The sequence below is a fragment of the Pandoraea capi genome (assembly GCF_902459735.1).
GTDB lineage: Bacteria > Pseudomonadota > Gammaproteobacteria > Burkholderiales > Burkholderiaceae > Pandoraea > Pandoraea capi.
The window spans coordinates 41,729-68,224 of the sequence record NZ_CABPRV010000011.1 but is presented as its reverse complement, the minus strand read 5'-3'; the positions used below and the strand labels follow the sequence as shown (position 1 = coordinate 68,224).

The following is a 26,496-nucleotide window of genomic DNA, read 5'->3' as shown; positions in this document are numbered from 1 at the left end:
GTCGGGTTTGGGGATGTTGATTTGCCCTTCTTTTTTTCGAGACGCTGACTCATGTGTGGAATCGCAGGATTTTTGATGGCTGGCGCAACCGGCGCGAACGAGATGAACGGTTGGCTGGGGGCGATGTCCGATGCCATCCTGCATCGCGGCCCGGATGCAGGGGGCGCGTGGGTCGATGCGGATAACCACATCGCGCTCGGGCACCGCCGCCTCGCCATCGTCGACTTGACGCCCGCGGGGGCGCAGCCGATGACTTCGCCGAGTGGCCGCTACGTAATGATCTACAACGGCGAGGTCTACAACCACTTGGCGATGCGCGCCGAACTGGAGCGTGACGGAGGGGGCGCGCAATGGCGTGGGCACTCCGACTCTGAAACGTTCGTCGCCGGATTCGACGTTTGGGGTATCGAAGCGACCTTGAATCGGGCGGTTGGCATGTTTGCGCTGGCCATCTGGGACCGCGAGCAGCGCACGCTGACGCTCGCGCGCGATCGGCTCGGCGAAAAGCCGTTGTACTACGGCTGGCAGGGCACAGGTAGCCAGGCTGCGTTCCTGTTTGGCTCCGAGCTTGCCGCGCTGCGGCGTCACCCGGCGTTCGGTGCGGAAGTCGACCGGGACGCACTGGCGCTGCATATGCGTTACAACTGCATTGGCTCGGTGCACTCGATCTATCGAGGCATTCGCAAGTTGGCCCCGGGCAATATGCTGACGGTCTCGGTGCATCGCCCCGAGCCGGAAATCAAAACCTGGTGGTCGGGAATCGACGTCGCTCTGCGCGGTACCGCCAGTCCTTTCCGGGGGAGTGCCGACGAAGCGGTCGACGCGCTGCAAACGCTGCTGATGGATGCGATCGGGCAACAGATGATGGCCGACGTTCCTCTGGGCGCTTTTCTGTCGGGGGGGATCGATTCGTCCACGGTGGTTGCATTGATGCAGGCGCAGTCCTCGCGACCGGTAAAGACATTCACGATCGGCTTTCATGAAGAGGGCTACAACGAAGCCGAACATGCGAAGGCGGTCGCCAGACATCTCGGCACGGAACACACGGAGTTGTACGTCTCGCCTGAGCAGGCGCTTGCGGTCATTCCGCGCTTGCCGCAGATGTATTCGGAGCCCTTCGCGGATTCGTCGCAGATCCCTACGTTCCTGGTGAGCCAACTGGCGCGCGAGCACGTGACGGTGTCACTCTCCGGCGATGCGGGTGACGAATTGTTCTGCGGCTATCGCCGGTATCAGATGACCGCTGCCCTCTGGGGAAAGCTTTCGCGGGTACCGAAACCGTTGCGTATGCTGGCTGCGAGCGCTATCAGTGCTATCCCTCCGCTAGGTCTGGACAAGGTGGGGGCATGGTTTGGCGTGGCTCGGGCGGGCGACAAGCTGCACAAGGGAGCCAGTCTGCTAGGTAACGAGACCGTCTCGGATTTGTATCGCGGCATGGTTTCCCACTGGCCCGAGCCGGATCGTGTGGTGATCGGCGCGGCTGAACCGGTTAGTGAATTTACCGATCAATCTGCAGCGCTGCATGCGCTTGGTGACGTCGAGCGCATGATGGCGCTCGATATGGTGACGTATCTGCCAGACGATATTCTCGCCAAAGTCGACCGTGCCGCGATGAGTGTGAGTCTCGAGACGCGCGTTCCCTTCCTCGACCATCGGGTTGTGGAGTTCGCATGGTCGCTTCCGCTTGAGTACAAGCTGCGCAATGGCGTGACCAAGTGGCCATTGCGGGAGATTCTGTATCGCCATGTGCCGCGGGAACTGATCGAGCGTCCCAAGATGGGGTTCGGCGTGCCGCTCGATCGATGGTTGCGTGGACCGCTGCGTGAATGGGCGGAGTCGCTGTTGTCCGAGTCGCGTTTGCGGGCCGAGGGGTTTTTCCAGCCGGAACCGATTCGTCGGCGCTGGCAGGAGCATCTGAGCGGACAACGCAATTGGCAGTATCAGCTTTGGGATGTGTTGATGTTCCAGGCGTGGTTCGAAGCGTCGCGACAGGGATGACCTGCATGACATACGTCGACGCGGCATGCGGCACTAGTCCGCCTGCTAAAATACGCCCCAAAGTGCAAAGAAAACGGGAAGGGAAGGAGCGATGAGTCGTCAGGTGCACATCACTTACGTGATCAACCACGCAGCCTTTTTTGTGTCGCACCGCCTTCCGCTCGCCATTGGGGCGCGCAAGGCGGGTTATCAGGTGGATCTCCTCACGGGACAGGCGGGCAGTGCTTCGATGGAACCGCACGCCGAAGCCGTGTTGAGCAAAGCGAACATCGCTCACAAGCGCGTTGCCTTTCGTAGTGCCAGTGTGAATCCGTTGCTGGAACTCAGGGGGCTGCTGGAGTTGGTGTTTTCCATGCGACGGTCGCGACCCGACCTGGTGCACTGCGCGTCCCCCAAGGGATTGCTGTATGGCGGTCTAGCTGCGCGGGTCAATGGTGTGAAAGCGGTCGTACTGGCAATTTCAGGGGTGGGTTTCGCGCAGACGGACGCCGGTAAAGGTGGCTGGAAACGCCGCATCATCGGCATGGTGTACCGTCAGTTGGCCCGGTTTGCTTACGGGCACAAAAACCTGGAAGTGATAGTCCAAAATCTTGACGACAAAGCGGCGTTGCTCTCGCAGGGGCTGGTCAAGGAAGCGCAGATTACGTTGATTCCCGGTTCAGGCGTGGAACTGTCCGCTTTCATCGACGCGCCGATCGAACGGAAGACGCCGATCGTGATGTTGCCCGCGCGCATGCTCAAGGACAAGGGCGTCATTGAGTTCGTCAATGCCGCACGGGCGATCAAAGCGGCAGCGCCGGACTGGCGTTTTGTTCTGGCAGGCGCGGCGGACTATGGCAATCCGACCAGCGTTAGCCGAGAGCAGATTGCCGAGTGGGAAGCCGAAGGGCTGGTTGAGTTCCTCGGGCACGTCGAGAACATTGCGCCGTGGTTCCGCGAGGCAAGTATCGTCTGCTTGCCGTCATATCGGGAAGGCATGCCCAAGGCGCTTCTCGAGGCCGCCGCCGCGGGATGTGCCGTCGTCACAACCGACGCTATCGGATGTCGCGAGGCGATTGTCAATGGCGAAACCGGTGATCTGGTACCGATTCGGGACACCGAAGCGCTGACAGCAGCGCTTTTGTCGCTGATCAATGACCGAGCACGCCGTGAACGCTATGGTGAGGCAGGTCGACGTCTCTCTATTTCGAAATTCGGCATCGAAGCCGTCACCAATACAACGCTGGCAATATATGCAAGGCTGCTAAAACATGCATAGTTCACAATCCTCAGTGCGTAAACGACTCGTTCTCGTCGAGTTGAACGAAATCAATTTCGATATCGCGGCAGATTACGTCCGGGAGTACCCGGGCCGTTTCCCCGCTTTGGCAAAGCTGATTTCGGGTGCGGGTGTTCGTTCCACCTGCGAACAGAACTACGAGGAGATCGAGCCTTGGATTCAATGGGCTTCGGTGCATAGTGGCAAGACGTATGCCGAACATGGCATTTTCCGTCTCGGCGACATCGTCGGTTCAAATGTGCCGCAACTGTTCGAGCAGCTTGAGCGCAACGGCCTGCGGGTCGGCTGCGTGTCCGCAATGAACGCGGAAAATCGTCTGAATGCGCCGGCATATTTCATTCCCGATCCGTGGACGGCAACACCGAGCGATGGCTCCTGGTGGAGTCGTGTATTGACCGAAGCCGTGTCGCAGACGGTCAACGACAACGCTCAGGCGCGCATTACGTTCAAGAGCGCCATGCATCTCGCATTGGGGCTGCTGCGTTTCGCGCAGCCGAAGCACTATGGCCTGTATGCCAAGCTCGTGGCCACGAGCAAGGGAGCGTCGTGGAGAAAGGCGCTCGTGCTCGATCTCTTGCTCCACGATATTCACGCGAAACTGTTCCGTGCGAATGCGCCCGACTTTTCCACCGTGTTCCTGAATGCCGGCGCGCACATCCAGCACCACTATTTCTTCAACTCCCGAATCGTCAAGGGCAAGACGAAGATTGCGAATCCGGCGTGGTACGTGTCGGGAGAAGTCGACCCGATTGCGGAAATGCTCGAGGTCTACGACCGGCTGGTCGCCGACTACCTCAGCTTCGAGAACACGGAAGTGATTGTTGCCACAGGGTTGTCGCAAAAGCCGTACGACCGGGTGAAGTATTACTACCGCCTGAAGGATCATGCGAGCTTCATGGACAAGCTCGGGATTCGCGTCAAGTCGATTCAGCCTCGCATGACACGCGACTTCCTGCTGACGTTCGACTCCGCCGAGCAGGCCGCAGCTGCACAGGCGCGGTTGTTCAGCGTGACGACAGTCAAGGACGGCACTCCGATATTCGGCGAGATCGATAACCGCGGGGACAGCCTCTTCGTAACGCTGACCTACCCGCACGAAATCGATGCAAATCTACGTGTGACCCTGGATGCAAAGGAGTGGCCGCTCGCGCCGGAAGTGGCCTTCGTGGCGATCAAGAACGGTATGCACCAGCAAACCGGATTTTCGTATTTCAGTTCAGGCGTCGCGCAGTACGCGCCCGCGGATCAGACCCACGTCAAGGAGCTGTATTCGACGGTGCTGAGATTTTTCGAGCGCCGCACTGCAACAACGTCGTAAGTTCTCTCTACCAACGAGATTGAAACGGGCCTGGCGGCCCGTTTTGCGTATACGGCGCCACTCGGTTCACCCTACCTTGACAGACGGCATTCTCGAACTAGCCTTAGAAACGTAGCCAGAAATGGCGGCCCCCGCCGCTCTTGGCTACGGCGTTGCGGCGACCCCCGACACACATTGGTTGCCGCACGTAGAGGAGGGCGCCAATGATAACGATAGTGCTGTTAAGCGGCCCATTGTCCTGTCGGTATGCGCGGGAGAGGGCGAGCGTGCCATGGCGCTACCCGTCCTCCTGATCGTCGTCGTCGCTGCCGCGCTCGCTTTTCATTTCTGGAGTCCGTGGTGGCTGACCCCGCTGGCGTCGAACTGGCGGCAGATGGACGACACCCTCACGATTACGCTGGTGATCACCGGCGTGGCCTTCGTTGTCGTCAATCTTTTCGTGGCATGGGCGATCTTTCGCTATCGGCATCGCGACGGGCATCGGGCGGCGTACGAGCCCCATAACCGCCGCCTCGAAGCCTGGCTGATCGGTATCACCACCATCGGCATCGCGGCCATGCTCGCCCCCGGACTGTTCGTCTACGCCAAACTCATCGATCCGCCGAAAGACGCCCGCGTGGTCGAGGTCGTCGGCCAGCAGTGGCAATGGCGCTTCCGGCTGCCGGGACCGGACGGGCGGCTGGGCACTTCGGACCCCCAATATGTCACCGCCGACAATCCGCTGGGCCTGAATCCCCGGGATCCCGCCAATCAGGACAACCGCATCGTCGATGCCCCGGAGCTGCATCTGCTCGTCGGGCAGCCGGTGAAATTGCTGCTGCGCGCCAAAGACGTGTTGCACGATTTCTACGTCCCGCCGTTTCGCACGCGCATGAACATGGTGCCGGGGATGGTCACGCAGATGTGGCTGACACCGACGCGCACCGGGCGTTTCGACATCCTGTGTGCGCAACTGTGCGGCGTCGGGCACGCGAACATGCGCGGCGTGGTGGTCGTCGACGACAAGCCCGCTTACGACGCCTGGGTGGCCACACTACCGACCTTCGCGGCATTGCAGGCGAAGCACGCCGGGGCGGGGGCGGCCGATCCGCTTGCGGCGAAGGGCAAGCTGCTCGCGCAGGCCAAGGGATGCGCGGGCTGCCATTCGGTGGATGGCTCGCCCGGCGTCGGACCGACATGGCACGGTCTCTACGGCAAGACGGAGACGTTTCAGGACGGTAGCTCCGCGCACGTCGACGAGGCTTACCTCGCCACGTTCATCCGCAATCCAACGGCGCGGGTACCCAGAGGCTTTGCGCCGATCATGCCTATAGTGGAGCTGAGCGACGACGAACTGAAGGCGCTGATTGCCTACATCCGGACGCTGGGCGCGAGCCCGTCGGCGAAGCCGGATGCCCCCGCGCCCTCGGCTCCATCAGCTCCATCAGCTCAGTCAGCTCAGTCAGCTCAACCGACTCAACCCATAGCCTTTTCTTCGGTCGATATGTTCAAACCTCTTCAACGTGCCGCTGCCGTCGCGATCTTGCCTCTGGCCATGGCGTCGGGCGCCGCACACGCCTCACCGTCCGCGCAAACCGCCGCGCTGACGCTCGCGCAGAATGCGCAGAACACGCCGCTGACACCGCGTCCGCCGGCGCAGTACGCGCCGCTCACACCGTCATCGCCGTCGTCGGGCAACGGCGCTCAGGCGCCGTCGCAGCCCGCGCGCCGCTCGGGCGGCACGCCCGGCCTGCCGTTGCAGAACGATTCAAGGACAACGGCGCCGCCGCTGGCGATACCGCCGCGGCAGTCCACCGGTCCGCAGCCGTCCGGGCCGGTCCAGCCAAGCGTGCCGATGATCCGTCCGGCGCCATAGACGGTCCGGTGCGATGAGCGCTTGTGCGCCGCGCACCGGCAATCACAGGAAATCGTAGCGATTTCACCGGGAGGTTGGTCATGACAGGCAATGCCGACAACGACAACTCCGCCGCCCACGCAGGGGGCTACGGTTCAGGTGCGCATGGCCCGCAAAGCTTCTGGACGAAATACGTCTGGAGTCAGGACCACAAGGTGATCGCCGTGCAGTACACGTGTACGGCCATTGCCGTGGGACTGGTCGGCCTCGTGCTGTCCAACCTCATGCGTCTGCAACTCGGCTTCCCCGGCAAGTTCTCGTTCATCGACGCCAGCCATTACTACCAGTACGTCACCATGCACGGCATGATCATGGTGATCTACCTGCTCACCGCACTGTTCCTCGGCGGGTTCGGCAACTACCTGATTCCGCTCATGGTCGGCGCGCGCGACATGGTCTTCCCGTTCCTGAACATGCTCAGTTACTGGGTCTACCTGCTCGCCGTCGTCGTGCTGATGGTGAGCTTCTTCGTGCCGGGCGGCCCGACCGGCGCCGGCTGGACACTCTATCCACCGCAGGCCATCCTGCCCGGCACACCGGGCACGGAGTGGGGCATCGTGCTGATGCTGATCTCCCTGGTGATCTTCATCGTCGCCGCGACGATGGGCGGGCTTAATTACGTCACCACAGCCCTGCAAGCGCGTACCGAGGGGATGACGCTGCTGCGCATGCCGCTGACCGTCTGGGGCATCGTGATGGCGACGGTGCTCGCGCTGCTCGCCTTCCCGGCGCTGTTCGTCTCCGGCGTGATGATGCTGCTCGACAAGACGCTGCACACGAGCTTCTTCATGCCGGCGATCGTATCGCTGGGGCAGCCGCTGGACTATCGCGGCGGCAGCCCGCTGCTGTTTCAGCATCTGTTCTGGTTCTTCGGTCACCCCGAGGTCTACATCGTGGCGCTGCCCGCGTTCGGTATCGTGTCCGATCTGATCAGCGTGCACGCGCGCAAGAACATCTTCGGATACCGCATGATGGTGTGGGCGATTCTCGCCATCGGCGCGTTGTCGTTCGTGGTGTGGGCGCACCACATGTTCATCAGCGGCATGAATCCGTATTTCGGGTTTCTCTTCGCGACGACCACGCTCATCATCGCGATTCCGACCGCGATCAAGGTCTACAACTGGGTGCTCACGCTGTGGCGCGGCGACATCCATCTGACGGTGCCGATGCTGTTCGCCATCGGCTTTATCAGCACCTTCTGTATCGGCGGCCTCACCGGGCTGTTCCTCGGCAACGTCAGCGTGGACATGCCGCTGTCGAACACCTACTTCGTGGTGGCGCACTTTCACATGGTGATGGGCGTGGCGCCGCTGCTGGTAATCTTCGGCGGCATCTATCACTGGTATCCGCTCGTGACCGGCCGACGTCTTAACGACCGCCTCGGGCAGTGGCACTTCTGGATCACGTTTCTCGGCACCTACGCCATTTTCTTCCCGATGCACTACCTCGGCATTCTCGGCATGCCGCGTCGCTACTACGAGTTTCAGAACTACAGCTTCATTCCCGACTCGGCGCACACGATGAACACCTACATCTCGGTGGCGGCGTTCGGGGTGGCGCTCGGACAGTTGCTGTTCCTGTTCAATCTCGCGTGGAGCGTGCGGCACGGCAAGCTCGCCGGCGCGAATCCGTGGCGTGCGGCGTCGCTCGAATGGCAGACGCCGCAAGTGCCGCCCGTGCACGGCAATTGGGGTCCGCTGCTACCCGTGGCGTATCGCTGGCCGTACGAGTACAGCGTGCCGGGCGATATCGACGACTTCGTGCCGCAGAACCTCGCACCGGACCCGCGACGCCCGGCCACGCTGGTGCATGGCGACTCGGCGGCGCTGCATCGCCGTCCCGCCGCGCCACCCGGGCAATCCGAACCGCCCGCATCACGCACGCCACCGCCGGATGCCCCGAAAGGAGCGACGCCATGAAACCCGTTCCGTCCTGGCCCCCCATGCCGCCCGGCGGCGCACCCGTGGCACAGCCGCGCAGACGGTCGGCATCGCAGGTCGCGCTCTGGTGGCTCATGGGCGTGATCGGCATGCTCTTCGGGCTGATGCTCGTGGCGTACGTGATGCGCATGAGTCTCGGTGACTGGCGCCCGTTGCCGCCCGTCAATGCGCTGTGGGTGAATACCGGCCTGCTGGCCGCCGCGTGCATCGTGATGCAATCGTCGGCGTCGCAGGCCCGCCACGGCGAACTGCGTCGCTCGCGACGCGAATGGGGCGCGAGCGGTGTGCTGGCGCTGGGGTTCATCGTGGGGCAGGTCTGGGTGTGGCACGACCTCACGATGCGTCGTTATGGCGTGAGCGGCAATCCGGCCAACAGCTTCTTCTTCCTGCTCACCGGCCTGCACGCGTTGCATCTGCTCGGCGGGATGGTGGCGTGGGCGTTGCTCGCGTCGCATCGCATGTCACATGCGGCCCGCGCGCAACGGTTGTCGCTGACCGCACAGTACTGGCACTTTCTGTTCGTGCTGTGGGTGGTGCTGTTCGCGGCCATCGTCAACCTCACGCCCGAGATTGCGCAGCGGCTTTGCGGCACCGGCGCGTGATCCCGTGATCCGCAGGTGCCGGGCCGAGCCGGGAGGCGTTGCATAGGAGTCGTATCGTGAACACTTCGTCGTCAGCAGCCACGACTGCCGAGCCGCCGGACGGCTGGCGCGGTGTCGTCACCGACTGGGCGGGAGATCGCGCAGCGTTTCGCGTGCCGTGGGGCAAGGCGATGATGTGGATCTTCCTGCTCTCGGACACCTTCGTGTTCAGCAGCTTCCTCATCGGCTACATGACGGTGCGCATGTCGACGACCGCGCCCTGGCCGAATCCGGCGGAGATTTTCGCGCTGAACGTGAACGGTCATCCGGTGCCGCTGCTGCTCATCGCGATCATGACGTTCGTGCTCATCACCAGCAGCGGCACGATGGCGATGGCGGTGAACTACGCCTATCGACGCGACCGCGACAAGACCGCCGCCTGCATTCTGGCGACGGCGTATCTCGGCATCGCCTTCGTCGCCATGCAAGCGTTCGAATGGACGAATCTGATCGTGCACGAAGGTATTCGTCCGTGGGGTAATTCGATGGGGGCGGCGCAGTTCGGCGCGTGCTTCTTCATGATCACCGGCTTTCACGGACTACACGTGAGTGCGGGCGTGATCTACCTGCTGACCGTCATGCGCAAAGTGCTCAACGGCACGCTGGAGCGACGCGGCAACTACGAACTCGTGGAGATCGCGGGCCTCTACTGGCACTTCGTCGATCTCGTGTGGGTGTTCATCTTTGCGCTGTTCTATCTCTGGTAGGAGGAGCGATGCAATCCGCTGCGACACCGGCCGACGCTGCGTCGCCGGCACCCCCGGTCACGCCGGTGGAACACACCGGACAGCAACACGCCGTTGGCCTTTATCTGAAGGTGTGGGGGCTGCTGTTCGTGCTCTCGACGCTCTCGTATCTCGTCGACTACGCGAACCTGCAAGGCGTGCTGCGATGGGGCCTGATCCTCGCGCTGATGGTCGCGAAAGCGGGCCTGATCGTGGCAGTGTTCATGCACATGCGATGGGAGCGTCTCGCGCTCGTCTACGCGATCCTGATTCCGCCGCTGGCGTTGCTCGTGCTCATGGCGTTGATGGCGGCGGAAGCCGATTTCACGTTCGTCACGCGATTGGCGCATTTCCGCTGAATCGCAGACGCACGCAGACCTGAATACCTCAAGCCCTCACAACAATTCCACCAGACGACGATCGCTTTTCTGGCAGTACTCGGCGCATGCCGTGCGTGCGGCAGTCGCCGCGCCGTGAACGAAGAGTGGCGCATCGGCGCGGCGCGACATCGACACGACGATGGACGGCGGTGCGGGCTGCAACGGCAACTCCACCACTTCACCATTCGCGATCAGCGTGTCGACGAACAGACGCGGAATCGCCGCCACGCCGAAGCCGTCGCGCACGAGCTGCACGATCACGGCAATCGAGGGTGATCCGGTCACGCGCGTTTCCGAGAGCGGCACGCCGTGCACGCCCGCGAGCTTGGCCACGATGTCTTCGAGCGCACGATGCGGCGCCGTGCCGCGCCCATACGTCAGGATCGGATGCTGAAGCACTTGCTTCGCGAGCCCGCTGCGCGTGTTCGGAAACATTCCCTTGCGCGCAATCCAGTGCACCGGATAGTTGGCGAGGGCGTTGCACACCACGCTGCTGTCGTCGCTGCCTTCCACGCGAATGATGAGATCGAGTTCGTCGGCCATGAGGCGGCGCTGCAATTGCACGGAGACGTCGACCGTCAACTCGACTTCGAGGGTGGGGTAGTCGGCGGCGAGGCGTCGCAGGTAGTTCGGCAGCCAGCTATGCACGACGGTCTCGATCACACCGAGCCGTAACCGTCCGCGCAAGGTGCTCTCGCCTGACGCTGCCGCTTGCAGACGTCGCGCCGCCTCCACGACCGCTTTCGCATACCCGAGCAGATATTCGCCGTTCGGCGTGAGACGAAACTCGCGGCTTTCCCGATCGACCAGTTCCGTCTTCAATTCCTCTTCGAGCACTTTGAGCCGTTGCGAGATGGCAGCCGGCGTGGCGTGCAGGGCGGCGGCCGTCGCGCGAAAGTTGCGCAGGACGGCGAGCGTGACGAACGTTTCGAGAAAGCGCGTGTTCATGAGGGGCTGCGAGCTGGGAAGCTGCCCAAATCACGCAATGTACGGTGAACGGGGCAGTGAAAATAAATGCAACGAACCTCGGGAAAACCCCCGAGGTCGTTAAGAAATTCTATACGGCGGTGCGAACAAAAACTCGTTAGCGATAACTTTTTTTTCTTTCTATGCTTCTGCCTATCCGATGCCGCCATGGCATCTCCCCCAAAACGCAGGATGCAGGATCCGTCATGAACCAACGCGCCACCCCGCACGACTTCACTTCGCAGCGCGAGACCATCACGCCTTACGAATTCCGTCAGGCGGTGCGCTCGGCGCAGTTCCGTGGTCCGACGGCCGGCTACTGCGGCGACTTCGCGCAGGCGAATCTCGCTATCCTGCCGGTGGCGCACTCGCATGACTTCCTGCGCTTCTGTCAGAGCAACCCGAAAGCGTGCCCGTTGCTGGGCGTGGGCGAGCCGGGCCAATGGCACGTGCCGTCGCTGGGTCGCGAGGTCGATATCCGCACCGACGTGCCGGGCTACAACGTCTATCGCGACGGCAAGCTCGACGCACAGGTCGATAACCTCGCCGAGTTCTGGCAGAGCGACTTCGTGGTGTTCGCCATCGGTTGCTCGTTCTCGTTCGAGGACATGCTCGCCAAGGCGGGCATTCCGCTGCGTCACGTGGACGAAGGCTGCAACGTGCCGATGTATCGCACCAGGATCGCCAACCAGCGCGCAGGCAAGTTCGGCGGCGAGCTGGTCGTGTCGATGCGCCCGATGAAGGGCGCCGATGCGATTCGTGCCGTACAGATCACCACGCGTTTTCCCGGCGTGCACGGCGCGCCGATCCATATCGGCGATCCGGCCGAACTGGGTATCGAGGACCTGTCGAAGCCCGATTTCGGCGACGCCGTGACCATTCGCGATGGCGAACTGCCGGTGTACTGGGCCTGCGGCGTGACCCCGCAGACGGCGCTCATGGGTGCGAAGCTGCCGCTCGCGATTGCGCATCGTCCGGGTTACATGCTGATGACGGATATTCCGAACGCCTCGCTTGCCGTCTTCTGATGGCGACACCGGCGCGCACGGGGCGGCTTGCATGAGTGCGAGTGTCCGGGCGCGTCGAGAGTGAGCTTTCGACGTTTTTGCACAACGTATTCGATGTGATGTATTCGCTTCGGGACATTCGTCTTCGCATCGCATCAACCCCTGCATCACCCGCGTCAACAAGTATCACGTATTAACAAAAGAACCGCGCCATGAAGGGCTGCGGCGGGAGAGGTGTTGCCCGCCGGTGACGACTCACGCCTATCGGATGAGCGCGGCCCGAGTGCAACACACGGCAAGTCAGGACATCACCGGAGTCTTTTTCTCATGGAAAGCAAAACCCCACTCGCGCCCCCCGCAGCGTCGAATGCCTCCGCCCCCGCGGAAGCCAGCGGCAGCCTGTTCGGCTGGTATGGCGACGCCACGCCGCGCGAAAAGCGCGCGTTCTGGAGCTGCAAGGTCGGTTACATGCTCGACGGCATGGATACCCAGATGCTGAGCTTCGTCATTCCGACGCTGGTCGCGACGTGGGGCATCAGCCTCGCCGACGCGGGCTTCATCGGCACGCTCACGCTGCTCGCTTCCGCGCTCGGCGGCTGGGTCGCGGGCATTCTGTCGGACCGCATCGGCCGCGTGCGCACGCTGCAACTCACGGTGCTATGGTTCGCCGTGTTCACCGGGCTGTGCGGTCTCGCGCAGAACTACCACCAACTGCTCGCCGCGCGCGCGCTCATGGGCTTCGGCTTCGGGGGTGAATGGACGGCCGGCGCCGTGCTCATCGGTGAAGTGATTCGCGCTCGCGATCGCGGCAAAGCCGTGGGTCTCGTGCAGTCGGGCTGGGCCATCGGCTGGGGTCTGACGGCGATTCTCTACTCGGTGCTGTTCTCGCTGATGCCCGGCGATCTCGCCTGGCGCGCCCTGTTCCTGATCGGTCTGCTGCCCGCGCTGCTGGTGCTGTTCATCCGTCGCTACGTGCAGGAACCGGAGGTGTACCAGAAGGAGAAGGCCAAGCAGACGAAGTCGGAGGACGCGCCCGGTATGGCGGCGATCTTCAGCCCCGCGCTGCTGTCGACGACGATCCGTGCGGCGCTGCTGACGACCGGCGCTCAAGGCGGTTACTACGCGATCACGACGTGGCTGCCCACGTTTCTGAAGACGGAGCGTCATCTCACGGTGATGGGCACCGGCGGCTATCTCGCGATGATCATCTTCGGCTCGTGGGTCGGCTATCTGGCGAGCTCGTATCTGACGGATCGTCTGGGTCGCAAGCCGAACTTCATTCTGTTCGCCGTCGGCTCGATGGTGATCGCGTTCTCGTACACGTCGCTGCCGCTGACTGACAGCGCCATGTTCTGGCTCGGCTTCCCGCTCGGCTTCTTCGCCTCGGGTATCTTCAGCGGCATGGGGGCGTTCCTGACGGAGCTGTTCCCGACGCGTGTTCGCGGTTCCGGCCAGGGTTTCTGCTACAACGTCGGCCGCGCCGTCGGTGCGCTGTTCCCGTTCCTGATCGGCATGCTCTCGAAAGAGTACGGTCTCGGGACGACGATCGGCATCTTCGCCGGTGTGGCGTACGGCGTGCTGATCCTCGCAGCGCTCACGCTGCCCGAGACGCGCGGTCGTGAACTCGACTCGCTCGAGACACGCACGCACTGATCGCCGAACGACCGCACGACATGTGCCAATGATCCACCGCGGCAGCCGTCGCTGCCGCGTCAGATGCGCTCTGTTGAACCTCTCCCGATAGCGAAATCGCTAGTGTGAGGATCCGTCCGGTGACCTCCGAATGGATCCGCGCCGGGATTCGTGCGTCCTGTGTTTCGGACTGCGAATTGAAAGACCGATAACGGGAGACGATACGACAACGTGTCGTTCTCTCTTCTGATTCTCGTTTGACCTTTGCTTTGCGAGTGACACCATGACGAACGCTCTCACGCCCTCCGCCCAAAACCGCGCCCCTGCGCATCAGACCGCTTCGCGCTGGCAGTTCTGGATCGACCGTGGCGGCACCTTCACCGATATCGTGGCGCGCCGCCCGGACGGCTCGCTCGTCACGCACAAGCTGCTCTCCGAAAACCCGGAGCAGTATCGCGACGCAGCGGTGGCCGGTATCCGTCATCTGCTGGGACTGGCGGTCGGCGAGCCGATCACGCCCGAGCTGGTCGACATGGTGAAGATGGGCACGACCGTGGCGACCAACGCGTTGCTTGAGCGCAAGGGCGAACCGCTCGCGCTGGTGACCACGCACGGCTTTCGCGACGCATTGCGCATTGCGTACCAGAATCGCCCGCGTCTGTTTGATCTCGACATCGCCTTGCCCGAAGCGCTGTATGCGGAAGTGGTGGAAGTCGACGAGCGCGTCGGGGCGCACGGCGAAGTGGTGCGCGAGCTGGATCTCGACGCGGCGCGCCTCGCGCTCGAAGCCATCTACGCCAAGGGCATTCGTGCGCTGGCGATCGTGCTGATGCACGGCTATCGCTATCAATTGCATGAAAAGAAGCTTGCGGCGATGGCGTGCGACATCGGCTTCGCCCAGATCTCCGTGTCCCACGAAGTCTCGCCGCTGATGAAGCTGGTCTCGCGCGGCGATACGACGGTCGTCGACGCGTATCTGTCGCCGATTCTGCGCCGCTACGTCGAGCAGGTCGCGAAAGAGATGCCCGGTGTGAATCTGCAATTCATGCAGAGCAGCGGAGGGCTCACGCGCGCCGACAACTTTCAGGGCAAAGACGCCATCCTGTCGGGTCCTGCGGGTGGCATCGTCGGCATGGTCCGAGCTTCGAGCGCTGCGGGCTTTGAACGCGTGATCGGCTTCGACATGGGCGGTACGTCGACGGACGTCTCGCATTACAACGGCGAGTTCGAGCGCGTGTTCGAGACCCAGGTCGCCGGTGTGCGCATGCGCGCACCGATGATGAGCATCCACACGGTGGCCGCCGGTGGCGGTTCGGTGCTGTCGTTCGACGGCACGCGTCTGCGCGTGGGGCCGGACTCGGCCGGTGCGAATCCGGGACCGGCGGCGTATCGTCGCGGCGGCCCGCTGGCGGTCACGGACTGCAACGTCATGCTCGGCAAGATTCAACCGGCACACTTCCCGAAGGTCTTCGGCCCGAACGCCAACGAGCCGCTCGACCGCGATGTCGTGGTCGAGAAGTTCACCGCGCTGGCCGCCGAGATCGAGCGGGCGACGGGACGTCGTCAGACGCCTGAAGCCCTTGCGGAAGGCTTCCTCGAAATCGCCATCGGCGCGATGGCCAACGCCATCAAGAAGATCTCCGTGCAGCGCGGTCACGATGTGAGCCGTTACGTGCTGACGACGTTCGGCGGCGCGGGCGGTCAGCATGCCTGCGGTGTGGCCGATGCACTCGGTATGACGAAGGTCTTTGCGCATCCACTGGCAGGCGTGCTGTCGGCCTACGGCATGGGGCTGGCCGATCAGACCGCCATGCGCGAGCGCATGATCGAAGCGCCGCTGGCGGACGACGGTCTCGTCGCACTGGAAGACGCGCTTGGCGCGCTCGCCGACGAAGCCGTGAACGTGCTGCTCTCGCAAGGCGTGCCGCCCGCACGCATCGAGACGGTGCGTCGCGTTCACGTGCGCTACGCGGGCACGGACTCGGCGATCGCTGTGCCGTTCGGCAGCGTGGCACAAATGCGTGACGCGTTTGAAGCCGCCTATCGTCAGCGTTACTCATTCCTGATGGATGGCGCGGCGCTCATCGTCGAAGTGGCGTCGGTCGAGGCGATCGGCCTGTCGGACGCCCCCGTCGATATCACGCCGTTGCAAGCGCGCACGTCGGGCGTGCCGCAGCCGGTGGATCAGGTGAAGCTGTACGCGGGCGGCACGTGGCACGAAGCGTCGCTGTTCGAGCGCGACACGCTGCTCGCGGGCGACACCATCGACGGTCCGGCGATCGTTGCGGAAAAGAGCGGTACGACGGTGGTCGAGCCGGGCTGGCAAGCGCAAATGACGGGGCAGGGCAATCTCGTGCTCACGCGTGTGGTGCCGCGCGAGACCCAGCGTGGTCTGGGTACGCAAGCCGATCCGGTGCGTCTGGAAATCTTCAACAACCTCTTCATGTCGATCGCCGAGCAGATGGGGTTGCGTCTGCAAAACACGGCGTACTCGGTGAACATCAAGGAACGTCTGGACTTCTCCTGCGCGTTGTTCGACCGCGATGGCAATCTCATCGCCAACGCCCCGCACATGCCGGTGCACCTCGGCTCGATGGGCGAGAGCATCAAGACCGTGATCGAGCGCAATCGCGGCAAGATGCGCGAAGGCGACGTCTTCATGCTCAACGATCCGTATCACGGCGGCACGCACTTGCCGGACGTCACGGTGATTACGCCGGTGTTCGTCGCGAGTGATGACGACGCCACGCGCGTGGGCGCGCCCGAGCCGCTGTTCTACGTCGGCTCGCGGGGTCACCATGCGGATATCGGCGGCATCACGCCGGGCTCGATGCCGCCCGACTCGACACACGTGGAAGAAGAAGGCGTGCTGATCGATAACTGGCAACTCGTGGCTGCCGGTGAACTGCGCGATCGCGAGACGCGTGAACTGCTCGGCGGCGCACGCTATCCCGCACGCAACATCGACCAGAACATGGCCGATCTGCGCGCCCAGGTGGCGGCGAACCAGAAGGGCGTGGACGAACTGCGCCGCATGGTGGGCGAGTTCGGACGCGATGTCGTGCTCGCTTACATGGGGCACGTGCAGGACAACGCGGAAGCCGCCGTGCGTCGCGTGATCGGTGCGCTCGCCGACGGGCACTATCGCTATCCGCTGGATAACGGTGCCGTCATCGAAGTGACGATTCGCGTCGATCAGGCCACGCAGCGCGCGACCATCGATTTCACCGGTACGTCGGCCCAGTTGCCAAACAACTTCAACGCGCCGCGTGCGGTGTGCATGGCGGCGGTGCTGTACGTCTTCCGTACGCTGGTGGATGACGATATCCCGCTCAACGCCGGTTGCCTGAAGCCGCTGACGGTGATCGTGCCGCAAGGCTCGATGCTCAATCCGGTGTTCCCGGCGGCGGTGGTGTCGGGCAATGTGGAGACGTCGTCGGCGATCACCAACGCGCTTTACGGTGCGCTGGGCAGTGTGGCGTCGAGCCAGGGCACGATGAACAACTTCACGTTCGGCAATGAGACGTATCAGTACTACGAGACCATCTCGGGCGGCAGCGGAGCGGGCAACGGCTTCAACGGGTCCGACGCCGTGCAGACGCACATGACGAACTCGCGTCTGACCGATCCGGAAGTGCTGGAGTGGCGCTATCCGGTGCGTCTGGAAAGCCACCGCATTCGTACGGGCTCGGGTGGTCAGGGACGCTGGCAAGGCGGGAACGGCGCGGTGCGACGCATTCGCTTCCTGACGCCGATGACCGCGTCGATCCTCTCCAATAACCGAGTGCACGCACCGTTCGGCGCGCAGGGCGGCGGCAACGGGGCGCTCGGTGCGAACTACGTCGAACGCGTGGATGGTTCACGCGAGGATCTGGCGCACATCGGACGTACGCAGATGCAGCCGGGCGACATCTTCGTCGTCGAGACCCCGGGAGGCGGCGGTTTCGGTCAGGCGTAAGCGCAAGTTAAGGCAACGCCCTTCGATCACCGCAGACGCGGACGTCGACGTGATGGCTTCGTCGGCACGTCCCGCCGGATAAAGTGACAGCGCATCGTGCAACGCGATGCGCGTAACTTCGGCGTCACTGGGAAATGACTGAAGTGAGGCCGGTTCCCGGAAGCGATGACGGGCTTTGCAAAGGCGGTTCCCTCACGCCTCCGTACGATGCGACATGTCTGAATTGACTGACCGCAACGTACGGAGGCGCTTTCATGTCTGAGTCGTCGCAACAACCTTCCCACGCTGTACCCGAGTCCGCGGGGACGGACGATGTCATCGCCCAATACGAGCGCGTATGCGCCGAAATGCGAGGCGTGGGGCAGAAGCTGCACCGGCAGATGCAGGAGTATCAGTCGGTACTCGACGAGGTCGCACGTCTCGAAGCGACCGATACACCGCAGGCCCGCGAAAAACTTCAGCGACTCGAAGCGCTGGTGCACAGCGAAGACTTCCGGCGCGACGAGCGCGAGATACGTCGCATGTCGGCGGCGCTCACGCATAGCGTCGAGCGTCTGATGGCCGACTCGCCGATGGCGTGCGCGTCGGCCGCTTCGTCGACGGCATCCTCGTTCTCCGCATCGTCTCCATCGTCCCCGACGTCCCCAACGTCCGCTTTGCACGGTGACGCAAAGCCGGGGCAACCCATCAAACGCGCGCCGTTTCGGCGTCGGACGTGCGCCTGATGCGGAGCCGCTCATGATCTATCGACATCAAGGGCAGGCGTCGCGCATGTATTTCCATGCACCGGGCGTGTCCGGCACCGCGTCGCTTCCTTCCGCCGTTTCCCGTTCCGACGATCCGTTGCTCTCGACGATCGCCGTGGCCGACGGCCGTCTGAGTGACTTGCAGACGCAAGCGAACGCGTGGCTGGCGAACGCGCAGGCTCGCATGGCTGTCGCTCGCGAGGCGGGTGCGTTTGTCGCATCGGTGGCAGCGATGGAAAAGCGGGTGAGCGCGGGCGGCAGTCCGCAGCAGTTGCCACAGCCGTTGCGTGACTTTGCCGTGCGTCACGGACTGGTGGCTTCGCACGCGGCGGAGGCGTCGTTCGATGCAGTGGGTCTGCAAAGCCTTGGCGCGAAGCTTCAATCGCTCGCGGCGAACGATGGCGCGTCGAGCACGAGCGCGCAGATCGAACTCAAGCGTCTTGTGACCCGCTACGACAACACCCTCACGTTGTACAACGCCGTCGTCTCCAAACTCGGCGAAATCATGAAAAGGCTCGTGAGCAGCATTTGAGCTGCGCCCACGACCGGCATTTCGCTGTCTCGATTGACCTCATTTTTCAGGAACCCAACGTTATGACTCTTGTGTCCGGCACGAACTCGTCGCTGCGTACCGCTTCGTTCAATAGTCCGCTCATGGGCGGCTTGATCCGGGATGTCTCCATCGGCGGCGTGGTCCAGAAGCTCGACTTCCACGGTACGCTCGCCGCCTACGCCATGTTGATGATGGAGATGAACAACGGCGAAGCGCAGAACATGATTCAGGAGATGCAAAGCCGCCAGAAGGAAGGGCAGGAAGCGCGCGACGCCGCCAACCAGATCGAATCGCTGATCAACGACATCGGCTCGGATACCTCGAAGAAGGTCGCGCTCGGCGATGGGGTGCGCGGCTTCTTCGACAAGCACAGCATCGAGATTACCGTCGACCAGAACGGAACGAAGAAGACGCTGATGCAATGGGAGAGCCGCAGCAAGCGCCTCGGCGAGAGCGGCTATCAGGCGCCGACCGGTACCAATAACGAATACTCTGCCGCGAACCTTCGTGCGCTCAAGGCGGCGGCGGAAGGGTTTGTCGAGAAGGCGTCCGACAGCCGTACCGTCGATCAGATCAAGATCAACAAGAAGCTTCAGGAATACAACGGCGCGTCGACGCTCGTGAACACCATCTACTCGTCGCAAGGCTCGCAGCTCAACCAGATCAACGGGTCGATGCGCACGTGAGCACGCCGGAGGTCCCGGACGTCGCATCGTCGGTTGACGCTGGCGAGCACCCCCCCGATGCGCCGGCCATTCTCTCGCGGTTCTTCGAGCGCGGCGGCGCGTTGCGCATGCTCGCAGATCTCGATGAGGCCGATATCGCAAGTGTGCGGGCCTACGCTGCGCAGCGCTTCCGTGAAGGGCATGTCGCGCGCGCTCAGCGCGTGTACTTCATTCTCGCGACGCTCGACCAATGGTCGTTCGACGACTGGTACGGGCTGGGGCTTTGCTATCAGCGTCTCGGACAGCACGAACAGGCGTTGCCGTGCTTCGCGAAGGCGGGCGTGATCTGTGCATCCGATCCGCGTCCGCCCTATCTCGCCGGAATCAGTTACGAGCACATGGGCAATTTCGCTTTTGCGGGACTGTCGTATCGCGCGACGCTGCGTATCTGCGCACAACTGCCCCAACACGAAACACTCGCGCGCTCGGCCCGGGGCCGGTGCGACGCACTCAACCGCAACACGGAACCCACTTCATCATGACAGTCATTCACTCCATAGGCGCGGGCTACGCGCCGATTGCAGCCGGTGGCGTCGACGCGGTGTCTACGGGGAACGGGACACAGGAAGCGCTCGAATCTGCGGACGCCTCTCGCGCCCGTCGACAGCGCCAGGACTGGCTCGCTACCGAGGACTTCACCCCCGACACGCCGGGCGGCGCCGACTGGCGCGACGCCAACGACGCATTCTCCCGCATGTTGAACCGCCTGCTGACCATCGGCAGTGGCCTGGCTGCGAGCGCGTTGCGGTCGTCGAGTCTTGCCAACGGATCGACGCAGGGTTCGGATCTCGCCGCGCTTGAAAACGTCGATCCGTCCACGCTTGCGATGCTGGCGTCCATGATCGCGATGGACTCGCTGGGCGATACGGCGAAGTCGACGCAGCGCGCCCTGGAGTTGCTCGCAGAGCGGCAGGACAAGCTACGTCAGGAAGACATTCAGAAGTATCGCGAGCAGATGGATGCGAAAACCGAGGACGCGAATCAGGCCCGTAAGGGCGGCATCTTCGGGGTCGTGTTCGACTGGCTCATCGCCGCCGTCGATGTCGTGGTCGGCGCAGTGAAGGTCGTGACGGGCGTACTCACGATGAATCCCATGATGATCGCGGGCGGCGTGGCCGACGTCGGCGCGGGGATCGCGGGATTGGGCGCGGCTTATCACAAGACGATGGCGCTGACCGATCCGAAGAACGCGGCGTATCACGAGAAGGAAGCGGCCAAGTGGGGGCATGCGCAACTGGCGTTCCAGATGCTCGGCATGGTCGTGGGCTTCGGCACGTCGGTGAAGGGGTTCCTCGCCAAGCGCGCGACGACGAAGGCCGCCAGCCGCGTCTTCAAGGCCGGTGCTGCCGAAGCGCTTGAGCAAGCGGTGAAGTCGGGTGACAAGGCCGCCGTCGATGCGATCAAGACGCGGGTGGTCTCTGAGATCGGCTATGTGATCGGCAACGAAGTCGGCAAGCGCGTGGGCAGATCGCTGCTTCAGAGCGGCACGCAGAGCGCACGTCGGCTGGCGCGTGCGGGGTTCAACCGCATGGCCGAGCAGTTCACGCAGCAGATGATCGAAAAGATGGCGTCGCGCGCCTTCGACAAAGTGGCGAAGACGGCGGCCAAACAGGTCGCGCGTGGTAAGGGCGTTAGCGCGAAGGGGCTGACCCGCTCGTTCACGTCGCGCATGAACACGCAAGGCTACTTCGCGCTGGCGCGGGGTTCGTGGTCGCTGTCCCACGCGGTGCGCGGCACGTTCGCGGGCGCCAATGCGCTGGGGCAAGGCATCGTCGGCGTGCAGCGCGCGAAATTGCAGAACGAAGCGCGCGATCTCTCCGTCGACATGATGTGGTTGCAGATGCTCATGCAGATGAACGGCGACGACAAGAAGCAGACGGCAAAGCGCATGGAAACGCTGGTGGGGCAGCAGAACGACATTGCCGTATCCACGGGGGAGCAGGTGCAGAAGACGGGCGAGATGCGCATCCGGATGGCGGCGTCGTCGGCGCGCGCATAAGGCACCCGGACACATTGAAATCATTTGAAATCCACGGCACGGCGACACGTCGTGCCGACTCATTCTGGAGCAGGACATGACGACGACTATGCATTGCGCTTTCACCTTCGCGAATTTCGGTTCGGCGGGCGACGTCGCATCTGGCATCAATCACCGCTCGACGGCAGGCGAGGCGAACGTCGGCACATCGCGTATGACGGGCGTTGTGCCGCGCCTTCGCGAGCAGGTCGACGGCCTGCAATCGGCGCAGATGCTCATCGCGCTGTTCCTCTCGATGCGGGTCGCGGAGCGCAACACCGATCAGGCCTACCGCACGCGTCACGATTCGATGGTGTTCGAGCGTGGGCTGACGGCACGCGCGGAGAAGTTCAACGCCAACCGGTCGCACTACAACTCGGGCCTGATGTCGGCCATCGGCGGCATCGTCTCCGGCAGCTTCTCGCTGGTCGGGGGCGTCGGTTCCGGCGCCGCCGGGTTCGGCGGTGAGCTGGGCAAGCTGCGCGTGGTGGGGACTGCGGTGGGGGAAACGACCAAGGGTGCGAGTCAGTTCGTGAAGTCACCGTTCGACGTGGTGTCCAACGACGACGCGCTGGCCGGTCGCGATAACGACGTGCTCGGCGAGTTCGAGATGTCGCTCTCGGAGGAGACCCGGCGAACCAACGAGCGGCTGCGTCAGCGGATCGACGCGACGAGTGCCGATATCCGCGATGTGTCGCGTTCGATGTACGGCATGATCGGACAGCAGGTCACGAAGATGTACGACACGATTCGCTAAGCCATGACAGTCTGCGAGCGCGCCGTTGCGGCATTTTTCAGGACTCACCGTTTCACGGCGCGCGCAGAGGTTTGCGAACGCATGCATATCATCAAGGGACAACGCGTCGAAAACGGCGAGTTGTCCCTTTGTCTTCGTCTGGAGAAGCTCGCCGCCGGCAACGTGCTGACGATCACCGAATTTCGGCTTCACGCCGAAGCCCGATCCGGCGAGCATGCGGTGCGGCGTTTCTGTCAGCTGATCCGGACGCTGCTTCGCACCGTGCCCCATCTGAGCTACGTGCGCGGCATGATCCTGCCGGGCGTGAGCGACCCGAAGCGCCGCGACATGCGTTTGCGGCTGGGTGCAATTCTCGAGCGCGAGGGCGCATTCTGGCGTGAGGAAGACGGCGATCGCTGGCTCGTGTTCTGTCGCGATTCGCACGGCGTGCCCACGCGTCACATGACGACGCGCGGCACATCGTCGAGCGCGGTGGCGGACTACGGCAGCATGCCTAGCACGCGCCACCAGACGTAATCGAGCGGGAACAGCAGTACGAGCGTGATGAGCGTCATCGCCACTGTCAGACGCGTGCCGTCTCGCATCCCCACGCCCCCGAGGTGCATCGCGATCATCATCGGCGGACTTTGGTACGGCAGCAGCACCGTCGAGAAGACCGGCACTTGCAGCATCAGCACGGTGTAGAGCGGCAGGCCGCTTGCCGTCGACAGTTGCCCCGCGAGCGGCGTGAGCACGGCGGGCAGACCCGGCAGGGTGGCGACGAGACCGATGGCCGCACCGATCGCGATCAGCCATGCGGCGTTGATGACCGGTGTGCCGGGCACCATGCCCACGGCATCCAGACAGAGCCGCGCGACTTTCTCTCCGAGTCCCGTATCGGCGACCACCGCACCGACACCGAGGAATCCCGCCACGTAGATGAGCGGGGTGATCTGCATCTGATCGGTGAAAATCTTTGGCGTGACGATGTGAATCGCGGGCAGCAGGCAGAGAATGGCGGCGGCCACCGAGATCCACGCGGGGGAGATGCCGTGCCAGGCGTCTGTGGCGAAGCCGGCGAGTGCGAGCGCGAGCAGAATGGACAGACGTCGCGCGTCGGCGGTGAACGGCGGAGGTGTCGCGGTGGCAGTGTTCGTGAGCGGGCCGTCGTCCGGGAACAGCCGGCAGACGACCCAGATCAGGATCGCGGCCTTGAGCGCGCCGAGAATGGGGAAGTGCAACAGCAGGTACGGCGCGTAATGCAGCTTCACGCCGTAGAACGAGTCGGCGGCGCCCATCAACACGCTGTTCGGGATGTTCGCGGGCAGGATCGTCGTCGGCGGCATGTAGCTGGCGGCGGCGACCATCATCACGAGGCCGGTGCGGCCGCGACGTCCCTCGGTGAGACCGATGCGGTCCGCGAGCGCGAGCACGATGGGGATGAGCAGCAGAATGCGCCCGGTCGTGGAAGGCATGACGAACGCGAGCCCCACGCTCGCGATCAGCACGGACGCCACGTAGCGCGGGTACGTCGGACGTTTGAGTGCGAAGACGGTCGATGCCAGACGCGAACCCAGGCCGGTCGTGCGAACGGCGAGCCCGGTCACGGCGCCGCCGAAGACGAGCCACCACGCCGCCGAGTGAAAGCCTGCGAAGATCACCTCCGGCTTCGCTACGTGGAGCAGCACGGCGAGCAGAAAGAAGGTGAGGGTCGTGACGGGCTCGGGAAACAGGCCGAACGCCCATGCGCCGATCGTGAAGAGCACGAGCACGGCGGCCTGCGCAGCCGTCGGCGACAATCCCAGCGTTGTGCTACCGTGGCTCGCCGCCCAGAGAGCAAGGGCAAGCGCGGCATAGGCGGCGTAACCACCGAGTGCGCGCAGGCGAGCCCGCAAGCGCTCGCGTCGCGCGGCGTCGGCCGCATGCGCGGACGGGGATGGGTGAGGTGTCTCCGGTGCAACGGACTCGGTCATGGCGCTTGTCGTTTTCGTGTTGGGCCAGTGGATGTGTGACGTTACCCCAAGATGCGACTTCGCGGGAATAATGAAATCATTTCGTTCGAAAGTTGCGATTTCGGGAGTAAATTGGCCGCTTTGCGCCAGATTGGCTCGAACGGAAGGTGAGTCGTCGTGGGCGATGCTTCTGTCGGCGCTGCCGCCCTGGTCGTCAAGTGAGTGAGCGTGCGTTGAACGTGAAAGAAGCAACTAACAGAGTCGAAGACGAAGTCTTCGTCACCCCACCACCGAAACCATGGTTTCTCTACTTGCTGGAGTGTGCGGGTGGACGGATTTATACCGGGATAACGGTTGACGTCGAGGCGCGCTATGCGGCGCATGTCGCAGGCAAGGGGGCGCGGTTCACGCGGGCGTATCCGCCCTCGCGCATTCTGCTCTCGCTCTCGTTTGCCGATCGCTCGGCGGCCTCGCGGGCCGAGTACCGCATCAAGCAACTGACCGCGTCGCAGAAGCGCGGTCTGATCGCAGGGACCTACGTTTGCGATCTCACGGATCTTTGCGGTCCCGGCGACGATGCCGTCGCCAGGACCGACGCAACCGGCCTCAAGGGACCAGACGCGCCTGACGAATGATCCGGCGCACGTCGCGCTGAATCGCGCCGAACTGACCGCGCGACGGAATCGGCGACACCACCAGCGCCCAACTGTCGCCCGGCACCGTCTTTTCCACCACCGTGTAATAAGTCGACTGGGTGCGGAAAAAGTCCGCGATGCCGTCGTGACTGATGCGATAACTCCGGTCGCCCGCACCCGGCAGCATGAACACCCCCAGCGTGTAATACACATCACGATCCGAGTTCACCGGCCCCGACTGCTTGTCGAGCAACAGCGCGCGCAGCGTCTTCTCCGTGAGCAGGCTCGGTCGGCGGATGTCGAACACACGCCACACCTTGAGCAACGCGCCCGTCGACATCTGCCAGCCCGCGAACGGCGCCAGCAGACGCCAGCTGTCCGGCAGCTTCGCATCCGTCACGCCGAGCGGCGCGAAGATGAACTTCTCGCAGAAGTCCTTGTAGTCCTCGCCCGATACCGCTTCGATCACCATCCCGAGCAACAGATACGAGACGTTCGAATACACGAAGTCGGAACGCCCCGTCGAGTGGCCGGCGTCGCCCGCGTCGAGATAGTTGAAGAAGTCGGCACTGCCACCCACGCGACGAATCGCCAGGCCGCTGAACAGGCCGTTGACCGGATCGTTGAAGCCGTTCGTCGCGAGCCCCGCCCGGTGCGCGAGCAGACGCCGCACGGTCAGCTCGCGCAAGCTCGGGTCGAGCGGCTTGCCGTGCTGTTTCGAGTAGACGTCGAGCAACTCGCCGAGCTTGGCATCCAGCGATAGCTTGCCCTGCTGCACGAGCAGCGCAATGCCGATGGCCGTCACCGATTTCGACAAGCTGGCCACGGGCAGCAGTTGCTGGACGTCGTCGCCCGGCGTTGCGGCCTCCAATGCAACGCCACCGTCCGTCTCGGTACGCAGCCAGACGTGCGAGAGGTTGTAGCGCTCCTTGAGTTGCGCCACCCCCTGCGTGATGGTCGACTGACCGATCGGTACCGCCGGTTTGATCGCCGTGGCCGCCCCAGACGAAGGCAGGGCGACGACCGCACTGTTGGCGCTGGCCGTGGCGGCACCGGTCGCCGACGGCTCGGCATTGGCCGGCGTCAGCGGTGACTGAGATGTCTGCGCGAGCGCGACGCTCGTGCTCATGAATGTGGCAGTGCCCAACAGGATCGTCAGGACAACACGGCGTGCAGACGCGCCAGCGTGCCCCATAGCTTGCGCAATGGCATGCGAATTGCGCCGCATGGCCGACTGCGCAGCTTTTTGTGTATTACGTGCCCCTGTCGGACGGCGGCGCCGTACGACGTTCATTCGTTCACTCCCCCCGTGCACAAAACTTCGAACCCCGGATCGACTCTCTTCGGAGTCGGAATGGTTCGGAGTGCACACGTGCCGCACTGCGGCGATATTC

General features: G+C 63.5%; 21 protein-coding genes and 1 pseudogene. 19 read left to right on the top strand and 3 right to left on the bottom strand.

The window, feature by feature from the left end:
* The first annotated feature begins 51 nt into the window (after positions 1 to 51).
* The 8 genes and pseudogenes from asnB to PCA20602_RS20340 all read left to right on the top strand — a co-directional run bounded on the left by asnB (position 52) and on the right by PCA20602_RS20340 (position 10,154).
* Positions 52 to 1,998 carry an asparagine synthase (glutamine-hydrolyzing) gene (gene asnB, locus PCA20602_RS20375; protein WP_150722755.1) on the top strand — a complete coding sequence of 649 codons (1,947 nt, stop codon included), beginning with the start codon at positions 52 to 54 and terminating at the stop codon, positions 1,996 to 1,998.
* Positions 1,999 to 2,089: 91 nt separating this feature from the next.
* Positions 2,090 to 3,256: a glycosyltransferase family 4 protein gene (locus PCA20602_RS20370; protein ID WP_150722754.1), complete on the top strand. Its 1,167-nt coding sequence runs from the start codon at positions 2,090 to 2,092 to the stop codon at positions 3,254 to 3,256.
* A gap of 13 nt (positions 3,257 to 3,269) precedes the next feature.
* A complete protein-coding gene (locus tag PCA20602_RS20365) occupies positions 3,270 to 4,595 on the top strand; it encodes a hypothetical protein (RefSeq protein ID WP_150722753.1) in 1,326 nt (441 codons plus the stop codon).
* Between the two features lie 271 nt (positions 4,596 to 4,866).
* A pseudogene (locus tag PCA20602_RS20360) lies at positions 4,867 to 5,985 on the top strand (cytochrome c oxidase subunit II); the annotation flags it as partial.
* 545 nt (positions 5,986 to 6,530) lie between these two features.
* The gene (gene ctaD / locus PCA20602_RS20355) at positions 6,531 to 8,408 is read left to right on the top strand and encodes a cytochrome c oxidase subunit I (protein ID WP_246182260.1); all 1,878 of its coding nucleotides are present in this window, start codon (positions 6,531 to 6,533) and stop codon (positions 8,406 to 8,408) included.
* Entirely contained in the window at positions 8,405 to 9,031 is a 627-nt protein-coding gene (locus PCA20602_RS20350; protein ID WP_150722751.1) for a cytochrome c oxidase subunit 3, read from the top strand. The genes ctaD and PCA20602_RS20350 overlap by 4 nt, the downstream gene beginning before the upstream one ends.
* A 56-nt stretch (positions 9,032 to 9,087) precedes the next feature.
* Positions 9,088 to 9,777: a heme-copper oxidase subunit III family protein gene (locus tag PCA20602_RS20345; protein WP_150722750.1), complete on the top strand. Its 690-nt coding sequence runs from the start codon at positions 9,088 to 9,090 to the stop codon at positions 9,775 to 9,777.
* 8 nt (positions 9,778 to 9,785) lie between these two features.
* Positions 9,786 to 10,154, top strand: coding sequence for a cytochrome C oxidase subunit IV family protein (locus tag PCA20602_RS20340; RefSeq protein WP_174981383.1), 369 nt, complete (start codon positions 9,786 to 9,788; stop codon positions 10,152 to 10,154).
* A gap of 36 nt (positions 10,155 to 10,190) precedes the next feature.
* On the opposite strand, the gene PCA20602_RS20335 is transcribed toward PCA20602_RS20340, so the two are convergent.
* Complete coding sequence (locus PCA20602_RS20335) at positions 10,191 to 11,123, bottom strand: LysR family transcriptional regulator (protein ID WP_069344600.1); 933 nt, start codon at positions 11,121 to 11,123, stop codon at positions 10,191 to 10,193.
* 224 nt (positions 11,124 to 11,347) lie between these two features.
* On the opposite strand from PCA20602_RS20335, the gene PCA20602_RS20330 reads away from it, so the two are divergent.
* The 10 genes from PCA20602_RS20330 to PCA20602_RS20285 all read left to right on the top strand — a co-directional run bounded on the left by PCA20602_RS20330 (position 11,348) and on the right by PCA20602_RS20285 (position 23,052).
* Positions 11,348 to 12,169, top strand: a complete 822-nt coding sequence (locus PCA20602_RS20330) for a putative hydro-lyase (RefSeq protein ID WP_281354665.1) — start codon at positions 11,348 to 11,350, stop codon at positions 12,167 to 12,169.
* A 306-nt stretch (positions 12,170 to 12,475) separates the two neighbouring features.
* Positions 12,476 to 13,801, top strand: coding sequence for an MFS transporter (locus PCA20602_RS20325; protein WP_150722749.1), 1,326 nt, complete (start codon positions 12,476 to 12,478; stop codon positions 13,799 to 13,801).
* Between the two features lie 262 nt (positions 13,802 to 14,063).
* A complete protein-coding gene (locus PCA20602_RS20320) occupies positions 14,064 to 17,738 on the top strand; it encodes a hydantoinase B/oxoprolinase family protein (RefSeq protein ID WP_150722748.1) in 3,675 nt (1,224 codons plus the stop codon).
* Positions 17,739 to 17,992: 254 nt separating this feature from the next.
* A complete protein-coding gene (locus PCA20602_RS20315; protein ID WP_150722747.1) occupies positions 17,993 to 18,463 on the top strand; it encodes a hypothetical protein in 471 nt (156 codons plus the stop codon).
* 13 nt (positions 18,464 to 18,476) lie between these two features.
* Positions 18,477 to 19,016 carry a hypothetical protein gene (locus tag PCA20602_RS20310; RefSeq protein ID WP_150722746.1) on the top strand — a complete coding sequence of 180 codons (540 nt, stop codon included), beginning with the start codon at positions 18,477 to 18,479 and terminating at the stop codon, positions 19,014 to 19,016.
* Between the two features lie 62 nt (positions 19,017 to 19,078).
* The gene (locus tag PCA20602_RS20305; RefSeq protein ID WP_150722745.1) at positions 19,079 to 19,723 is read left to right on the top strand and encodes a hypothetical protein; all 645 of its coding nucleotides are present in this window, start codon (positions 19,079 to 19,081) and stop codon (positions 19,721 to 19,723) included.
* Positions 19,720 to 20,244, top strand: coding sequence for a tetratricopeptide repeat protein (locus PCA20602_RS20300; protein ID WP_150722744.1), 525 nt, complete (start codon positions 19,720 to 19,722; stop codon positions 20,242 to 20,244). Before PCA20602_RS20305 ends, PCA20602_RS20300 begins: the two co-directional genes overlap by 4 nt.
* On the top strand, positions 20,241 to 21,761 hold the full coding sequence (sctE, locus tag PCA20602_RS20295; protein ID WP_150722743.1) for a type III secretion system translocon subunit SseC family protein: 1,521 nt from the start codon (positions 20,241 to 20,243) through the stop codon (positions 21,759 to 21,761). The genes PCA20602_RS20300 and sctE overlap by 4 nt, the downstream gene beginning before the upstream one ends.
* 76 nt (positions 21,762 to 21,837) lie before the next feature.
* The gene (locus PCA20602_RS20290) at positions 21,838 to 22,536 is read left to right on the top strand and encodes a hypothetical protein (protein ID WP_150722742.1); all 699 of its coding nucleotides are present in this window, start codon (positions 21,838 to 21,840) and stop codon (positions 22,534 to 22,536) included.
* An 81-nt stretch (positions 22,537 to 22,617) separates the two neighbouring features.
* The gene (locus PCA20602_RS20285; RefSeq protein ID WP_150722741.1) at positions 22,618 to 23,052 is read left to right on the top strand and encodes a hypothetical protein; all 435 of its coding nucleotides are present in this window, start codon (positions 22,618 to 22,620) and stop codon (positions 23,050 to 23,052) included.
* Here the strand turns inward: PCA20602_RS20285 and PCA20602_RS20280 are convergent.
* Complete coding sequence (locus PCA20602_RS20280) at positions 23,016 to 24,488, bottom strand: SLC13 family permease (RefSeq protein WP_150722740.1); 1,473 nt, start codon at positions 24,486 to 24,488, stop codon at positions 23,016 to 23,018. The two genes, PCA20602_RS20285 and PCA20602_RS20280, sit on opposite strands and share 37 nt — an antisense overlap.
* A gap of 218 nt (positions 24,489 to 24,706) precedes the next feature.
* Here PCA20602_RS20280 and PCA20602_RS20275 point away from each other — a divergent pair, with 218 nt between their 5' ends.
* Positions 24,707 to 25,102 carry a GIY-YIG nuclease family protein gene (locus PCA20602_RS20275; RefSeq protein ID WP_150722739.1) on the top strand — a complete coding sequence of 132 codons (396 nt, stop codon included), beginning with the start codon at positions 24,707 to 24,709 and terminating at the stop codon, positions 25,100 to 25,102.
* Here the strand turns inward: PCA20602_RS20275 and PCA20602_RS20270 are convergent.
* Entirely contained in the window at positions 25,074 to 26,231 is a 1,158-nt protein-coding gene (locus tag PCA20602_RS20270) for a serine hydrolase domain-containing protein (RefSeq protein WP_174981379.1), read from the bottom strand. The genes PCA20602_RS20275 and PCA20602_RS20270 overlap by 29 nt on opposite strands.
* Between the last annotated feature and the right edge of the window lie 265 nt (positions 26,232 to 26,496).

Excerpts from the sequence above, each read along its gene's own strand:
- asnB (WP_150722755.1), top strand. The coding sequence starts at position 52 with ATGTGTGGAATCGCAGGATTTTTGATGGCTGGCGCAACCGGCGCGAAC.
- PCA20602_RS20370 (WP_150722754.1), top strand. The coding sequence starts at position 2,090 with ATGAGTCGTCAGGTGCACATCACTTACGTGATCAACCACGCAGCCTTT.
- ctaD (WP_246182260.1), top strand. The coding sequence starts at position 6,531 with ATGACAGGCAATGCCGACAACGACAACTCCGCCGCCCACGCAGGGGGC.
- PCA20602_RS20350 (WP_150722751.1), top strand. The coding sequence starts at position 8,405 with ATGAAACCCGTTCCGTCCTGGCCCCCCATGCCGCCCGGCGGCGCACCC.
- PCA20602_RS20340 (WP_174981383.1), top strand. The coding sequence starts at position 9,786 with ATGCAATCCGCTGCGACACCGGCCGACGCTGCGTCGCCGGCACCCCCG.
- PCA20602_RS20335 (WP_069344600.1), bottom strand. The coding sequence starts at position 11,123 with ATGAACACGCGCTTTCTCGAAACGTTCGTCACGCTCGCCGTCCTGCGC.
- PCA20602_RS20330 (WP_281354665.1), top strand. The coding sequence starts at position 11,348 with ATGAACCAACGCGCCACCCCGCACGACTTCACTTCGCAGCGCGAGACC.
- PCA20602_RS20325 (WP_150722749.1), top strand. The coding sequence starts at position 12,476 with ATGGAAAGCAAAACCCCACTCGCGCCCCCCGCAGCGTCGAATGCCTCC.
- PCA20602_RS20320 (WP_150722748.1), top strand. The coding sequence starts at position 14,064 with ATGACGAACGCTCTCACGCCCTCCGCCCAAAACCGCGCCCCTGCGCAT.
- PCA20602_RS20315 (WP_150722747.1), top strand. The coding sequence starts at position 17,993 with ATGTCTGAGTCGTCGCAACAACCTTCCCACGCTGTACCCGAGTCCGCG.
- PCA20602_RS20310 (WP_150722746.1), top strand. The coding sequence starts at position 18,477 with ATGATCTATCGACATCAAGGGCAGGCGTCGCGCATGTATTTCCATGCA.
- PCA20602_RS20305 (WP_150722745.1), top strand. The coding sequence starts at position 19,079 with ATGACTCTTGTGTCCGGCACGAACTCGTCGCTGCGTACCGCTTCGTTC.
- sctE (WP_150722743.1), top strand. The coding sequence starts at position 20,241 with ATGACAGTCATTCACTCCATAGGCGCGGGCTACGCGCCGATTGCAGCC.
- PCA20602_RS20290 (WP_150722742.1), top strand. The coding sequence starts at position 21,838 with ATGACGACGACTATGCATTGCGCTTTCACCTTCGCGAATTTCGGTTCG.
- PCA20602_RS20285 (WP_150722741.1), top strand. The coding sequence starts at position 22,618 with ATGCATATCATCAAGGGACAACGCGTCGAAAACGGCGAGTTGTCCCTT.
- PCA20602_RS20280 (WP_150722740.1), bottom strand. The coding sequence starts at position 24,488 with ATGACCGAGTCCGTTGCACCGGAGACACCTCACCCATCCCCGTCCGCG.
- PCA20602_RS20270 (WP_174981379.1), bottom strand. The coding sequence starts at position 26,231 with ATGAGCACGAGCGTCGCGCTCGCGCAGACATCTCAGTCACCGCTGACG.